This is a genomic window from Streptomyces sp. GLSS-08, from assembly GCF_056387915.1.
This window is the reverse complement of record NZ_JBWJAQ010000013.1, coordinates 1-14,302: the sequence shown is the minus strand read 5'-3', so window position 1 is coordinate 14,302 and position 14,302 is coordinate 1. Positions and strand designations below refer to the sequence as shown.

11 protein-coding genes are annotated in these 14,302 nt (G+C 73.2%); 8 read left to right on the top strand and 3 right to left on the bottom strand.

Annotation, left to right across the window (positions count from 1 at the left end; translation table 11 throughout):
- The first annotated feature begins 167 nt into the window (after positions 1-167).
- The gene (gene mfd, locus AC0ZLC_RS22955) at positions 168-3,698 is read left to right on the top strand and encodes a transcription-repair coupling factor (RefSeq protein ID WP_476753825.1); all 3,531 of its coding nucleotides are present in this window, start codon (positions 168-170) and stop codon (positions 3,696-3,698) included.
- A gap of 98 nt (positions 3,699-3,796) precedes the next feature.
- Here mfd and AC0ZLC_RS22950 read toward each other — a convergent pair whose 3' ends face one another.
- A complete protein-coding gene (locus AC0ZLC_RS22950; RefSeq protein ID WP_476753824.1) occupies positions 3,797-4,378 on the bottom strand; it encodes a TetR/AcrR family transcriptional regulator in 582 nt (193 codons plus the stop codon).
- Positions 4,379-4,582: 204 nt separating this feature from the next.
- On the opposite strand from AC0ZLC_RS22950, the gene AC0ZLC_RS22945 reads away from it, so the two are divergent.
- A complete protein-coding gene (locus AC0ZLC_RS22945; protein ID WP_476753992.1) occupies positions 4,583-5,419 on the top strand; it encodes an SCO6745 family protein in 837 nt (278 codons plus the stop codon).
- A gap of 233 nt (positions 5,420-5,652) precedes the next feature.
- On the opposite strand, the gene AC0ZLC_RS22940 is transcribed toward AC0ZLC_RS22945, so the two are convergent.
- On the bottom strand, positions 5,653-5,832 hold the full coding sequence (locus tag AC0ZLC_RS22940; RefSeq protein WP_476753823.1) for an antitoxin: 180 nt from the start codon (positions 5,830-5,832) through the stop codon (positions 5,653-5,655).
- Between the two features lie 159 nt (positions 5,833-5,991).
- Between AC0ZLC_RS22940 and AC0ZLC_RS22935 the strand changes: the two genes are divergently transcribed.
- A complete protein-coding gene (locus AC0ZLC_RS22935; protein WP_476753822.1) occupies positions 5,992-6,705 on the top strand; it encodes an HNH endonuclease family protein in 714 nt (237 codons plus the stop codon).
- A 131-nt stretch (positions 6,706-6,836) separates the two neighbouring features.
- Here the strand turns inward: AC0ZLC_RS22935 and AC0ZLC_RS22930 are convergent, their stop codons facing one another.
- Positions 6,837-7,565, bottom strand: coding sequence for a hypothetical protein (locus tag AC0ZLC_RS22930; protein ID WP_476753821.1), 729 nt, complete (start codon positions 7,563-7,565; stop codon positions 6,837-6,839).
- Between the two features lie 223 nt (positions 7,566-7,788).
- Between AC0ZLC_RS22930 and AC0ZLC_RS22925 the strand changes: the two genes are divergently transcribed.
- The 5 genes from AC0ZLC_RS22925 to AC0ZLC_RS22905 all read left to right on the top strand — a co-directional run bounded on the left by AC0ZLC_RS22925 (position 7,789) and on the right by AC0ZLC_RS22905 (position 14,218).
- Positions 7,789-9,864 (top strand): N-6 DNA methylase, encoded by a 2,076-nt coding sequence (locus AC0ZLC_RS22925; protein WP_476753820.1) that lies wholly within the window; start codon positions 7,789-7,791, stop codon positions 9,862-9,864.
- 121 nt (positions 9,865-9,985) lie between these two features.
- Positions 9,986-10,585 carry a hypothetical protein gene (locus AC0ZLC_RS22920; RefSeq protein WP_476753819.1) on the top strand — a complete coding sequence of 200 codons (600 nt, stop codon included), beginning with the start codon at positions 9,986-9,988 and terminating at the stop codon, positions 10,583-10,585.
- Positions 10,586-10,602: 17 nt separating this feature from the next.
- Positions 10,603-12,114, top strand: coding sequence for a protein kinase domain-containing protein (locus AC0ZLC_RS22915; RefSeq protein ID WP_476753991.1), 1,512 nt, complete (start codon positions 10,603-10,605; stop codon positions 12,112-12,114).
- A 237-nt stretch (positions 12,115-12,351) separates the two neighbouring features.
- Entirely contained in the window at positions 12,352-13,008 is a 657-nt protein-coding gene (locus AC0ZLC_RS22910) for a SurA N-terminal domain-containing protein (RefSeq protein ID WP_476753818.1), read from the top strand.
- Positions 13,009-13,138: 130 nt separating this feature from the next.
- Positions 13,139-14,218, top strand: coding sequence for a nucleoside triphosphate pyrophosphohydrolase (locus tag AC0ZLC_RS22905; RefSeq protein ID WP_476753817.1), 1,080 nt, complete (start codon positions 13,139-13,141; stop codon positions 14,216-14,218).
- The last annotated feature ends 84 nt before the right edge of the window (positions 14,219-14,302 follow it).

The window sequence follows — 14,302 nt, the reverse complement described above, 5'->3', positions numbered from 1 at the left end:
CCGGGGCGGGCGGGGGTGTGCCACCGGGCGCGGCCGGGGGCGGCCGGGCCGTCGTCCACAGGCACGGCACCGGCGCCCACACCGACGTACGCTGGAGACCCCCGGCCCCCGGCCAGACCTCGCGCCGGGCGTTTCGCGTTGCCCACCCCCGGACGGGATTGCCTTTCATGAGCCTGCACGGTCTGCTCGACGCCGTCGTCAAGGACGCCGCCCTCGCGGAAGCGGTAAAGGCCGCAGCCGACGGAAACCGCATGCACGTCGACCTGGTCGGACCCCCCGCGGCCCGCCCCTTCGCGGTGGCCGCCCTGGCCCGCGAGACCGGCCGCCCCGTGCTCGCGGTGACGGCGACCGGCCGCGAGGCGGAGGACCTGGCCGCCGCGCTGCGCTCCCTCCTGCCGCCCGACGGCGTCGTGGACTACCCGTCCTGGGAGACGCTCCCGCACGAGCGGCTCTCCCCGCGCAGCGACACCGTGGGCCGCCGCCTGGCCGTGCTGCGCCGTCTCGCGCACCCGCGGCAGGACGACCCGGAGACCGGCCCGGTCTCCGTCGTCGTCGCCCCCATCCGCTCCGTGCTCCAGCCCCAGGTCAAGGGCCTGGGCGATCTGGAGCCCGTCGCGCTGCGCAGCGGCGAGAGCGCCGACCTCGGCGAGGTCGTCCACGCGCTCGCGGCAGCCGCGTACTCCCGGGTCGAGCTGGTCGAGAAGCGCGGCGAGTTCGCGGTCCGCGGCGGCATCCTGGATGTCTTCCCGCCCACCGAGGAGCACCCGCTCCGCGTGGAGTTCTGGGGCGACGACATCGAGGAGATCCGCTACTTCAAGGTCGCCGACCAGCGTTCCCTGGAGGTCGCCGACCACGGCCTGTGGGCCCCGCCCTGCCGTGAGCTGCTGCTCACCGACGACGTACGGCAGCGGGCCGCGGCCCTCGCCGAGGACCACCCGGAGCTGGTCGAGCTGCTCGGCAAGATCGCCGAGGGCATCGCCGTCGAGGGCATGGAGTCCCTGGCGCCGGTGCTGGTCAACGACATGGAGCTGCTGCTCGACGTCCTGCCGAAGGGCTCGATGGCCGTCGTGTGCGACCCGGAGCGGGTGCGGACGCGCGCCTCGGACCTGGTGGCGACCTCGCAGGAGTTCCTGCAGGCGTCCTGGGCGGCGACCGCCGGCGGCGGCGAGGCCCCCATCGACCTCGACGCGGCCTCGCTCCGGTCCATCACGGACGTCCGCGAGCGGGCCCGCGAGCTCGGCATGATGTGGTGGTCGGTGAGCCCCTTCGCCGCCGACGAGGAACTCGACGCGGCCACCCTCAAGCTCGGCATGCACGCCCCCGAGACCTACCGCGGCGACACCGCCCGCGCCCTCGCCGACGCCAAGGGCTGGATCTCGGACGGATGGCGCACGGTGTTCGTCACCGAGGGCCACGGCCCCGCCGCCCGCACCGTCGAAGTCCTCGGCGGTGAGGGCGTCGCCGCCCGCCTCGACACGGACCTGGCCGACATCAGCCCCTCCGTCGTCCATGTGTCCTGCGGTTCGATCGACCACGGCTTCGTGGACCCGCGGCTGAAGCTGGCCGTCCTGACCGAGACCGACCTGTCCGGCCAGCGTTCGGCGACCAGGGACGGCGCGCGCATGCCGGCCCGCCGCCGCAAGACCATCGACCCGCTCACGCTGGAGACGGGCGACTACATCGTCCACGAGCAGCACGGCGTCGGCCGCTACATCGAGATGGTGCAGCGCACCGTCCAGGGCGCGACCCGCGAGTACCTCGTCGTGGAGTACGCGCCCGCCAAGCGCGGCCAGCCCGGGGACCGGCTCTACATCCCCACCGACCAGTTGGAGCAGATCACCAAGTACGTCGGCGGGGAGGCGCCCACGTTGCACCGCCTGGGCGGCGCCGACTGGACGAAGACCAAGGCGCGCGCCAAGAAGGCCGTCAAGGAGATCGCCGCCGACCTGATCAAGCTGTACTCGGCCCGGATGGCGGCGCCCGGCCACGCCTTCGGTCCCGACACGCCCTGGCAGCGCGAGCTGGAGGACGCGTTCCCTTACGCGGAGACCCCGGACCAGCTGACCACGATCGCCGAGGTCAAGGAGGACATGGAGAAGACGGTCCCGATGGACCGCCTGGTCTGCGGCGACGTGGGGTACGGCAAGACGGAGATCGCCGTGCGGGCCGCCTTCAAGGCGGTGCAGGACGGCAAGCAGGTGGCCGTGCTCGTCCCGACGACACTGCTCGTCCAGCAGCACTTCGGGACGTTCTCCGAGCGGTACGCGCAGTTCCCGGTGAACGTGCGCGCCCTCTCCCGCTTCCAGACGGACAGCGAGGCGAAGGCGGTCCTTGAGGGCCTGCGGGACGGTTCGGTGGACATCGTCATCGGCACCCACCGGCTGTTCTCCTCCGAGACCAGGTTCAAGGACCTGGGCCTGGTCATCGTCGACGAGGAGCAGCGGTTCGGTGTCGAGCACAAGGAGCAGCTGAAGAAGCTCCGCGCGAACGTCGACGTCCTGACGATGTCCGCCACCCCCATCCCCCGGACGCTGGAGATGGCCGTCACGGGCATCCGGGAGATGTCGACGATCACCACCCCGCCGGAGGAGCGCCATCCGGTGCTGACCTTCGTCGGCCCGTACGAGGAGAAGCAGATCGGCGCGGCCGTCCGCCGCGAACTGCTCCGCGAGGGCCAGGTCTTCTACATCCACAACCGGGTCGAGTCCATCGACCGGGCCGCCGCCCGCCTGCGGGAGATCGTCCCCGAGGCGCGCATCGCGACGGCGCACGGCCAGATGGGGGAGCAGGCGCTGGAGCAGGTCGTCGTCGACTTCTGGGAGAAGAAGTTCGACGTGCTGGTGTCGACGACGATCGTCGAGTCCGGCATCGACATCTCGAACGCGAACACGCTGATCGTGGAGCGCGGCGACAACTTCGGCCTCTCGCAGCTGCACCAGCTGCGCGGCCGGGTGGGCCGCGGCCGGGAGCGCGGCTACGCCTACTTCCTGTACCCGCCGGAGAAGCCGCTCACCGAGACCGCGCACGAGCGCCTCGCCACCATCGCCCAGCACACGGAGATGGGCGCGGGCATGTACGTGGCGATGAAGGACCTGGAGATCCGGGGCGCCGGAAACCTCCTCGGCGGCGAGCAGTCGGGCCACATCGCGGGCGTCGGCTTCGACCTGTACATCCGCATGGTGGGCGAGGCGGTGGCGGACTACCGCGCCGCTCTCGAAGGCGGAGTGGAGGAGGAGCCCCCGCTGGAGGTCAGGATCGAGGTCCCGGTCGACGCCCACGTCCCGCACGACTACGCGCCCGGCGAGCGGCTCCGCCTGCAGGCGTACCGCGCCATCGCCTCCGCGAACACGGAGGAGGACATCAAGGCGGTCCGTGAGGAACTTGTCGACCGCTACGGCAAGTTGCCCGAGCCGGTGGAGAACCTGCTGCTGGTTGCGGGCCTGCGGATGCTCGCGCGCGCGTGCGGCGTCGGCGAGATCGTCCTCCAGGGGACGAACATCCGGTTCGCGCCGGTGGAGTTGCGCGAGTCGCAGGAGCTGCGCCTCAAGCGGCTCTACCCGGGCACGGTCATCAAGCCGACCGCCCACCAGCTTCTCGTGCCCCGCCCGAAGACGGCGAAGGTGGGCGGAAAGCCGCTGGTCGGCAGGGATCTGCTCGGCTGGACCGGTGAATTCCTGACGACGATCCTCGGGTCGTAGGCTCCGCCGGGGCGCCCCGAAATGCCGGGGCGCCCGGAACTTGCGTAACGGCGTACCCACTTGCGCCCCGCCCCTTTCCCGGGGCGGGGCGCTGTCGGTCAGCCGGACCGGAACAGCAGCCCCGTCAGGGTGCGGAAGACCTCTTCGGGGTCCCGGTCACCGACCGGACCGTCCAGGTTGTGCCCGAGGAGCAGCGTGGCGTAACCGTGCGCCAGCGACCAGGCGGCGACACCGGCGAGCCGGGCGTCGGTGCCCCGCCCCTCGCTCGGCACGGCGGTGACCGCGGCGCGCAGGCGCTCTCCGGCCAGCGCCCGGGCCGTCGTCAGTTCCAGGTCGTCGTCGCGCAGCAGGCCGGGGGTGAACATCACCTGGAAGTGCGCGGGGTGTTCGCGCGCGAAGCGTACGTAGCGGACGCCGGCGTCCCGGAGGTCGGCGGCCTCCGCGAGCGCGCTTGACAGCAGCCCGAAACCCTCGGCGGCGATCGAGGTGAGCAGGCCGGTGCGGTCCTTGAAGTGGTGGGCGGGGGCCGCGTGCGAGACGCCCGCCCGGCGCGCGAGGTCACGCAGGCTCAGCGCGGAGGGGCCGTCGGCCGCGATGACGTCCAGCGCGGCGCTCAGGATCGCGCGCCGCAGGTCGCCGTGGTGGTAGCGGCGGCGGTCGTCGGACTCGGTGCTGGTCATGGGCAGCAGCGTACGCAGAATCTAGGCATTGACAAGTTGTGTGGGCCCGGGCAATCTTGTCAGTGTCAAGTTGTGGAGCGAGTGGGACGCGACGAGGGGAGTCACGCCATGCCGGAAAGCGTCAGCGAGACACGTGCGGTCGGTGGGTCCACGGCCGGGGGGCCGAGGCGGGGCGGCGAGGTGGAGCTCGGCCGGGTGCGTCAGATGTGGCATCTGCTGGAGCCCCTGCACGCCGTTCTGTACTACGCGCCGGAGGCCTTCGAGGAGGCGGCCGCGCTCGGCTTCGGGACGCGGGAGCGCTGGCCGGGCTACTTCCCGTTCCGCGCCGCCCCGTTGGGAGCCGTGAGTGGCGAGCGCGTCACGTCGGCGTTCTACAGCTTCAGCCCGCGCATGGTCGCGCGGTACGTCGATCCGGCGTGGCGCAAGGCGGATCCGGAAGCCGTACTTGCGGCGCGCGAGCGGGCCGTCGGCCGGGCCTACGGCGCGATATTCGGGGACCGCGCCGCGAGTCCCGAGCTGGCCGAGGCCGCCGCCCTCGCCCGCCGCGCCGCCGAGGCCGCGAACACCGCGGGCCGTCCCCTGGCCGCGGCCAACGCGGAGTTGGCCTGGCCTGACGCCCCGCCCCTGCAGCTGTGGCACGCGGCGACCCTCCTGCGCGAGCACCGCGGTGACGGACACGTGGCGGCGCTCCTCGTCGCCGGCCTGGACCCGGTCGAGTCGCTCGTGTCGTTCGCGGCGACAGGCGCGGCCTCCAGGGAGCGGTTCGACAGCCGCGGCTGGAGCGCCGAGGAGTGGACCGCCGCGCACCGGCGCCTCGCGGACCGCGGCCTCGTCGCCGATGACGGCACCGCCACGGAAGCCGGCCGGGAGCTGCGTCGCCGGGTGGAGCGGCACACGGACGAACTGGCCGCCGCGCCCTGGCGGTCGCTCGGTCCGGACGCCACCGCCCGCCTCGCCGAGCTGCTCGGTGAGTTCTGGGTCGCGGTCCTCGGTTCGGGACTCCTGCCGTCGGAGACGACGCTGGGTATCGGAAAGGCCTGACGCCGGCCGCACACGCCGCGCGCGGCGAAGCGCCTCGCACCGCGCGCGGCGAAGCGCCTCGCACCGCGCGCGGCGAAGCGCCTCGCGCCGAGCGTGCGGCGAGGCCGTCCGGGGGAGGGGATCTCCCGGACGGCCTCTGGGCTCACGGTGGTTCCGTCCGTCCGCGTTCCGTCCGGCCGCCGGTGCCCCATGGGGTCAGGCGGCGTGCATCACGGTGCGGGCGGCGCAACGGGCTACGGCCGGTCGGGGTTGTCGCGATGCATCCGCATGCGGTCCTCGGCCTGTTGCTGGGCCTTGTCGACCTGGTCCGTGTACTTGTCGTCGGTCCGCTTGTTGATTTCCCGCTCCGCGGCGTCCGACATGTCCGGACCCTTGCCCCGCGTGTGGCTCTTGAACCTGTCGAAGATGCCCATCCAGAACTCCTTCCGGAGGTGACTCACTCTCGACGATACGCCCGGCATGCGGTGATTGCCCGTTCAGGTGGGATAGGGCCGGGACTCCGTGGCCGCTACGGTGTGTTCAGGGAGAACCGCCTGCTCCAGGCGGTACCGGAGGGCAAGGGGAGGGGCGTCGTGGCGCGTCTGAGGGGTGGGGTGACCGCCGCTGTTCTGGTGCTGTTCGCCGTCAGCGGCTGCAAGGAGCAGGCGACGGGCGTCGCGGGGCCCGAGGACACGGCGGCCGGCGGTGCCGCCCTCACCGCCGTGGACTCGCTGACCGTGAAGGGGCGCGCGCCCAGGACCGGGTTCGACCGGGAGCGGTTCGGCACGGCCTGGGCGGACACGGACTCCAACCGCTGCGACACCCGGGACGACATCCTCAAACGGGACCTGAAGGACGTGAAGTTCAGCGACGGCACGTGCAAGGTGTCCTCGGGGACGCTCGACCCGGATCCGTACACCGGCAAGGAGGTGACGTTCGCGCGCGGACGGAGCCAGGTGGACATAGATCACCTGGTCGCGCTCTCCGACGCCTGGCAGAAGGGCGCCCAGCAGTGGGACGCGAGCAAGCGCATCGCCCTGGCCAACGACCCGCTCAACCTCCTCGCGGTCGACGCCGGCCGCAACCGCAGCAAGGGGGACGGCGACACGGCGACCTGGCTCCCGCCGAACAAGCGTTACCGCTGCACGTATGTCGCCGCCCAGGTGGCCGTGAAGAAGAAGTACGGGCTCTGGGTCACCGGCGCCGAGAAGGCCGCCATGAAGCGGGTCCTGTCGGGCTGTCCCGGCCAGAAACTCCCCGCGGGCGGCAGTCCCACGCGGGCACCGGAGCGCTTCCACGCGGGCTGACCGCCCCCGGTACGGTCATGGGCCGGCCGCCCTGGGGTGACCAGGTCACCGGGTGACCGGGTGACCGGGTGACCGGGTGACCAGGGTGACCGGGGTGACCCCTTCCCGGCCGACGTCCGACGGGCGGGCGCTCAGTTCATCTTGTCCAGGTCCATGACCTTGCCCTTGGGGGCCTCGGCGGGGACCGGCTTGTCGTAGTCGCTGAAGGTCAGCGTGCCCGGGTCCTTGGCGGACTTGCTGTCGATCTTCAGAAGGTAGGGCTTGCCCTCGGTCGCCACGTAGAGGGTGGCGCGGTCCTTGCCGTCCTTCTCGTGCAGGACGATCGCCGGAGTGCCGTCGACGGACGACGTCCTGCCCCGGGTGGCGTCGGAGTTCACGTCGCCGGCCTCGGAGAGCACCGTGTCGAGGTCGCAGAGGCTCCCGATCTCCTTGGCGTCCCCGCCGGCTGCGGACATCTTGGTCCACTTGCCCGCCATCATCGCGACGACGCTGTCGGTCTCGTCCTTCGGATCGCCCTTGCTCTGCTCGCGCAGGAAGGTCTCGTCGTACCGCATGTAGAGGGTGTCGCCGGTCTTGATGAGGTCGGCCTTGCCCTCGCCGCCGGCGCTCATCGTGCCGGCGCAGTCGCCCTTCCTGTCCAGCGCGATGTCGATCCGGATGGTGCCGCCGCTCTCCTCGTCGGCGACGTCCCCCTTCATGCGGAGCGACGTGGCGCCCTTCGTCGCCTTCACGGCCCGGTCGGCTATCTCGCCACCGGAGAGTCCGGCGAACGGGCCGTCCGCCTTGTCCTCGCCGCAGCCGGTGAGACTGACGGTGGCCGCAGCGGCGAGGCAGAGAGCGGCAAGTGCGGTTCGGCGCATGGGAGTTCCTCGGAGTGGGAGCGGCATGGGTGACGTCGGGACCGCGTGATGCGCTGCGTGGGAGCACCGCGACGGCGGACCGTGCATAGGTCAATCACAGCAGACGCTGTGAACCGAGTCAACACGGTTCACGGCGACTCTTGTGTACACGATTGTGAACAGGTAGATCTTGCATATGTCGGTATGCTCGACGCCACACACCAGGTAGAGGGGAGCCGGGCGGGTGCAGGAGAACGGGACAGAGGTGACCGCCGCCGGTATCGCGCGGCTCGCCGGGGTCGGCCGTGCGGCCGTCAGCAACTGGCGCCGCCGCCACGCCGACTTCCCCAGGCCGGTCGGCGGCACCGAGGCCAGCCCCTCCTTCGCCCTGGCCGAGGTCGAGCAGTGGCTGCGCGTCCAGGGCAAACTCGCCGAGGTCCCGCTGCGGGAGCGCGTGTGGCAGCACCTCGCGGGCCACCCCGGGGGCCCGGTCACCGCCCTGGTGCACGCGGGGTGCGCCCTCCTGCTCATCCACGACCGCCCCCCGGTGTGGCTCGAACTCGGCGCCACCTCCGACGAACGCCTCGCCGAGCAACTCCCCGCCGCGCTCGAACAGGTGCTCACCCCGCGCTTCGGCGCCGCCCGCGCACGTGCCGTGCCGACCCCGTCCACCGCCGAACTCCTCCCGTCGGCGCCCCTCCTGCGCGGCACCGCCGAGCTCGCGGCCGAGCTGGGCGCCCGGCAGACGTACGAGTTCCTGCTCGGGCGGCACCTCGACGCCAACCCGAGGCAGTACACGCTCACGCCCGGCGACCTCGCCGCACTCATGGCCGAACTCGCCGGCCCCGCCCGGACCGTGCTGGACCCTGCCTGCGGCACCGGCGCCCTCCTGCGCGCCGTCGCGCCGGCACCCGGCCAGCAGCTGTACGGCCAGGACAACGCCCCCGAACTCGCCGCGCTGAGCGCCATCCGCCTCGCCCTGCACTCCCGGGCCACCGTCCGCACGGCCGTCGACGACAGCCTGCGCGCGGACGCCCACCAGACACTGCGCGCCGACGTCGTGCTGTGCCACCCGCCGTTCAACGAACGCAACTGGGGCCACGACGAACTCGCCTACGACGCCCGCTGGGAGTACGGCTTCCCGGCCCGCACCGAGTCCGAACTGGCCTGGGTCCAGCACGCGCTCGCCCGCCTCCGGGAGGGCGGCACCGCCGTCCTCCTCATGCCGCCCGCCGTCGCCTCCCGCCGCTCCGGCCGCCGGATCCGCGCCGACCTGCTGCGCCGAGGAGCCCTGCGCGCGGTGATCGCCCTGCCGGCCGGCGCGGCACCCCCGTACAACATCCCGCTGCACCTGTGGGTGCTGCGCCGCCCCGGGAAGGCGCCCGCCCACCCCGAGGTGCTGCTCGCCGACACCGCCGCGCACGCCGAGGGAGCCGGCTCCGCGGCGGAGCGGGTCCGGGAGACCGGAGGAGGCCGGGCCGGCTTCGACTGGCAGACCGTGCGCACCGCCGTCCTCGACGCCTGGCGGCCCTTCGAACGCACCGGCACGGCACGCGAGCGCCCCGGACTCAGCCGCTCCGTCCCCGTCATCGACCTCCTCGACGACGACGTGGACCTGGCCCCCGCCCGCCATCTGCCGCCGCCCGCCGAGGCCGGAAGCGCCGAGCGGCTCGCGACGGTACGCGAACGCCTCGGCGAGACCCTCCGGCTCACCGCAGACCTCGCCCCGCGGCCCGACGCCGACGCGGACCCGGCGCGCTGGCCGCTCACCACCGTCGGCGAACTGGCCCGCGGCGGCGCCCTGTTGGTGCGCACCGGCGGAAGCAGCGCCCCCGCACGCGTGCCCGTGCTCACCGACCACGACGTCGTCGCCGGGACCGCCCCCTCCGGTGTCCTGCCCGAGGGGGAGGAGGAAGCCGTGCTGGTGGCGGCGGGTGACGTCGTCGTCCCCGTGCTCGGCGGCGGCGCGGTCGCGCGCGTGATCGACGAGGAGACCGCCGGAGCCGCCCTCGGGCGCAATCTCACGCTGCTGCGCCCCGACCCGGCCGCGCTCGACCCGTGGTTCCTGGCCGGGTTCCTGCGCGGCACCGCCAACACCCGGCAGGCCAGCAGCTACGCGTCCACCGCCACCCGGCTCGACGTGCGCCGCCTCCAGCTGCCCCGGCTGCCGTTCGACCAGCAGCGCCGCTACGGCGAACGGTTCCGGGCACTCGCCGAGTTCGAGGGCGCCCTCAGGCTCGCGGGCCGCCTGGGCGAGCAACTCGTGCGGGGCATGTACGACGGGCTGACGGACGGGACGGTCGCGCCCGAGTCCCCGTGAGGCGGACGAAGTGATCAGCACGACAACGGTTCGGTACAACCCGGGACCGGTAGTGCTTGTCGGCCTATACGCTCGGACTTCCAGCTCACCCGTCCACCCCACCAGGCATCCAGGAGCAGCCATGCACGGCCACGGCTACGCGCCGCCTCCGCCGAAGCGACCCTCGACCGGGACGCTGGTCGTGCTGCGCATCATCTTCGCGGCAGTGCCCCTGCTGACGATCGGGTTCCTGGCGTGGGTCTCGCCGCTGCGGGTCGCGATCGTCACCCGCCGCGCCGCGCACTGGTGGATATTCGTGGGGTCCCTCGTGGTCCTCGGCATCAGCTTCGCGTTCCTCAGCACCGACCACACCGACGACTTCAGCAGCCCGAACGGCAATACCGGCATGACCATCCTGCTGCTCAACGCCGCCGCCTGCACCGCCTGGTTCCTGTTCGCCGACATCCGGCACCACCAGCGGCTGAGCCCCGTCGGGTACCTGCCGCCGCAGCCCCACTCCCCGCACTACGGCTACCCGCAGCCCGCCTCGCCGTACGCCGTCGCGCACCAGCCGACCCCCGTGCCCCGGGCCCCCCTGCCGCACACCCCCGTCCCCGGGACTCCCGTGCCGCAGCCGCCCACGCGTCCCGCGCCCGCCCGCATCGACCAGGTCCGTGCCGAACTCGACGAACTCAGCGACTACCTGCGCAAGCAGGACGGCACCCACGAGGACGGCAGATGAGCGTGGCGACGGGGCGCATGGTCGGCGACCGCTACGAACTGTCCACGCTGATCGGGCAGGGCGGCATGGGTCAGGTCTGGACGGCCTACGACCAGCGCCTGGACCGGCGCGTCGCCGTCAAACTGCTGCGCCCCGACAAGGTCGCGGGCCAGGAGGCCGACGAGCTGCGCCGCCGCTTCGTGCGCGAGTGCCGGGTCACCGCCCAGGTCGACCACCCGGGTCTGGTCACCGTCCACGACGCGGGCAGCGAGGGCGAGGAACTGTTCCTCGTCATGCAGTACGTCGACGGCGCCGACCTCTCCGACCACCTCGCCGAACACGACCCCTACCCGTGGCCGTGGGCGGTCGCGGTCGCGGCGCAGCTGTGCGCGGTGCTCTCCGCCGTGCACGCCGTGCCGATCGTCCACCGCGACCTGAAGCCGCGGAACGTGATGGTCAAGCAGGACGGCACGGTCACCGTCCTCGACCTCGGCGTGGCCTCCGTGATGGACACCGACACCACCCGGCTCACCCACACCGGTTCGCCCATCGGCAGCCCCGCCTACATGGCCCCCGAGCAGGCGATGGGCGGCGCGGTCGGCCCGTACACCGACCTGTACGCGCTCGGTGTGCTGCTGCACGAACTCCTCAGCGGGGACGTGCCGTTCTCGGGGTCCACCGCCCTCGGCGTCCTGCACCGCCACCTCTACGAACCGCCGCTCCCCGTGCGCCGGCTGCGGCCCGAGGTCCCCGAGGCCCTGGAGCGCCTGGTGCTGCGCCTGCTCGCCAAGGACCCGCAGCACCGCCCGGACTCCGCGCAGGAGACGTACGAGCAACTGCTCCCGCTGCTGCCCGCGCGCGGCATGCCGTCGGGTGCCCCGCTCGACCCCACACGCCCCTTCCTGCGTCCGCACGCCCCCTGGCCGGACCGCGCCCGCATCCCGGCGCCCCAGCCGACCGTGACGGCCTCCGCCCCCGCCGCCGAGAAGCCCGACGTCGCCGGCGCCGTCGACGAGGTCAAGCGGCTGCTCGGCGAGGGGCGCATCACCCAGGCCGTCGACATCCTCGGCGCGATCCTCCCGGCCGCCGCCGCCCAGCACGGCGAGCACTCACCCGTCGTACGCACCCTGCGCAAGCAGTACGCCGCCACCCTCATGGACGACGGGCAGTACCGGCGCGCCCTGCCCGAGCTGCGCCGCCTCGCCGACGAGCGGGCCGCGGAGGCCGGACAGGCCGACACCCAGTCGCTGCGCTTCCGCTACGAGGCCGCCCAGTGCCTGGAACAGCTCGGCGAACCCGCCGCCGCGCTCGCGGAGTACCGCGTTCTGCTCCCGTACTACGAGAACCAGTACGTCGCGGGCGATCCCGAGCTCTCCCTCGAAGTGCGCCGCCGCATCGGGCACTTGCTGCTCGCGCTCGGTGACCGCCCCGCCGCCCACGACACGCTGGCCCGGCTGCTGCACGACGTGGAAAGGCTGCGGGGGCCCGGGCATCCGATGGCGGCCGAGATCCGCCGGACGCTGCAGTGGCTGGGGCAGGTCCGCGGCTGAGCGAGGCACCGTCCCGGCGGTACGTGGGCCCGCCCGTCGGCCGGCGGGCGTACGTGCGGGTGCGGAGAGGGTGCCCGAAGTCCTCGCGAATCGTTGGTCGAATGGGTGGCCGAGAGCTGAGCCACTGCCTAACATCGATCACCGCAAGACCTTGTGCGCCCGCGCGTCGCCCGGCCACCACCCTCGACGAGACGCCGCGTGTCGCACCTGTCTTCACCATCTCCTCGGGAGGCCTCCTTGCACCGCCGCCGTCGTTCCGCGCTCGTTGTCTCCGCCGCGATCATCGCCGCGGCTCCTCTGCTCACCGCCTGCGGAAGCGACGCGCACCCCGGCGCCGCGGCCGTCGTGGACGGCCGGCGGATCACGGTCGGCCAGCTGGAGAACCGGGTGAACGAGGTACGCGTGGCACAGCGCGCCGCCACCAAGGACGACGCGCAGTACGAGCAGGCGATCGCCAAGACCGGCAGCCTGACCCGCGACACCCTGCACAGCCTGGTCCTGGACCGGGTCCTGGCGCGTGCGGCGAAGGACGCGGGCGTGAGCGTCAGCCGCAAGGACACCCAGCAGATGCGTGCGGGACTGGAGCGGCAGGCGGGCGGCGCCAAGGCACTGGAGACGGCCTGGCTCCAGCAGTACGGCGTGGCCCCCCAGCGCCTCGACGACAGCCTCCGCACCGAGATCGAGGCGCAGAAGCTCGCCGGCGCGCTCGGCGCCGACATGAACACCGAGGCGGGCAAGGCCACGTTCTGGAAGGCCCTGTCCGACGCCTCCAAGAAGCTCCACGTCGACCTGAACCCGCGTTACGGCACCTGGGACGTCGAGAAGAGCAGCCGCGCCGACGCGAAGACCCCGTGGCTGCGCGAGGTCACGGCGGCGCCCGGGAAGCCCGCGTAGGTCTGTACGGACACCGGCCCGCCGGGCTGTGGACAAACGGTTCAGCCGTTTGCCCACGGCCACGGCGGACGGTTCCGCTGACCTGTGGACAACCGGCGGGGACGCCGGCCCGGTGGGTTACGTTCGAGGGGTGAACGCAACCAGCTTCGACGGCGACCCGAACGCGCGCGGCTCCGGTGCCGGCGCACCCGGCCGTGACACCCCCGTGCCCGAGGGGGACGCCCCGGCGTCCGGCCGTATCGTCCTGCTCACCACCAGCCACCGCGTCGCCCCCGGGCTGCTGTCCTGGCCCGCCTGGCAGGCGCTGCACGCGGCCGACAGAGTCCTGTGCGCGGACGGCGCCCACCCGCAGCTGCCGTACCTGCGCGAGGCGGGCATCACGGTCGACGAGGCCCGACCGGCCGCCGAGGACCTGCTCGACCAGTGCTCCGGCGGCCGCACGGTGGTCGTCGTCGCCACCGGCGAGGGCGAGCCGCGGCTGACCGACGGACTCGCCCGGCTCGCCGGATCCGGCCGCATACAGATGCCGGAGCTGGAGCTGCTCCCCGCGTCGTACGACCTTCCCGGCGCCCGCCTCCTCGACCTCGTCCAGGTCATGGACCGTATCCGCGTCGAGTGCCCCTGGTCTTCCCGCCAGACCCACGAGGGCCTGGCGAAGTACGGCCTCGAGGAGGCGTACGAACTGGTGGAGGCCATCGAGGAGGGCGACCGGGACGAGCTGCGGGAGGAACTCGGCGACGTGCTGCTCCAGGTCGTCTTCCACGCGCGGATCGCCGAGGAGGGACGCCCCGAGGACGGCACCGAGCCCTTCTCGATCGACGACGTGGCGGGCGGCATCGTCACCAAACTCATCCACCGCCACCCCCACGTCTTCGGCGACGAGAGCGCCTCGACCCCCGAGGAGGTCAAGGAGCACTGGCTGCGCACGAAGGCGCAGGAGAAGCGCCGGACGTCCGTGACGGAGGGCATCCCCGTCGGGCAGCCGGGCCTGGCCCTGGCGGCGAAGCTGGCCTCGCGCGTCCGCACGGCCGGACTCGACGTCCCGATACCCCGGGGGGAGGGCGTCGGCTACGAGCTGTTGGCCGCCGCCGCCCGCGCGGAGGCGGCTGGCGTCGACCCGGAGACGGCCCTGCGGGCGGCGGCGCGGGCCTACCGGGACGCGATCCGGGCGACGGAGGCGGCGGAAGCCGGGGGCACGGCCGAGCGCTGAGGGCCGCGTGCCGACGGGCGCCGGGCTCTGTGGGCGCCGGGGGCTGAGGGTGGGCGGGAGGCCGCCGGACAGGCTCGACGCCCT

Excerpts from the sequence above, each read along its gene's own strand:
- AC0ZLC_RS22930 (WP_476753821.1), bottom strand. The coding sequence starts at position 7,565 with ATGCGCCGAACCGCACTTGCCGCTCTCTGCCTCGCCGCTGCGGCCACC.
- mfd (WP_476753825.1), top strand. The coding sequence starts at position 168 with ATGAGCCTGCACGGTCTGCTCGACGCCGTCGTCAAGGACGCCGCCCTC.
- AC0ZLC_RS22945 (WP_476753992.1), top strand. The coding sequence starts at position 4,583 with ATGTGGCATCTGCTGGAGCCCCTGCACGCCGTTCTGTACTACGCGCCG.
- AC0ZLC_RS22950 (WP_476753824.1), bottom strand. The coding sequence starts at position 4,378 with ATGACCAGCACCGAGTCCGACGACCGCCGCCGCTACCACCACGGCGAC.
- AC0ZLC_RS22920 (WP_476753819.1), top strand. The coding sequence starts at position 9,986 with ATGCACGGCCACGGCTACGCGCCGCCTCCGCCGAAGCGACCCTCGACC.
- AC0ZLC_RS22915 (WP_476753991.1), top strand. The coding sequence starts at position 10,603 with ATGGTCGGCGACCGCTACGAACTGTCCACGCTGATCGGGCAGGGCGGC.
- AC0ZLC_RS22940 (WP_476753823.1), bottom strand. The coding sequence starts at position 5,832 with ATGGGCATCTTCGACAGGTTCAAGAGCCACACGCGGGGCAAGGGTCCG.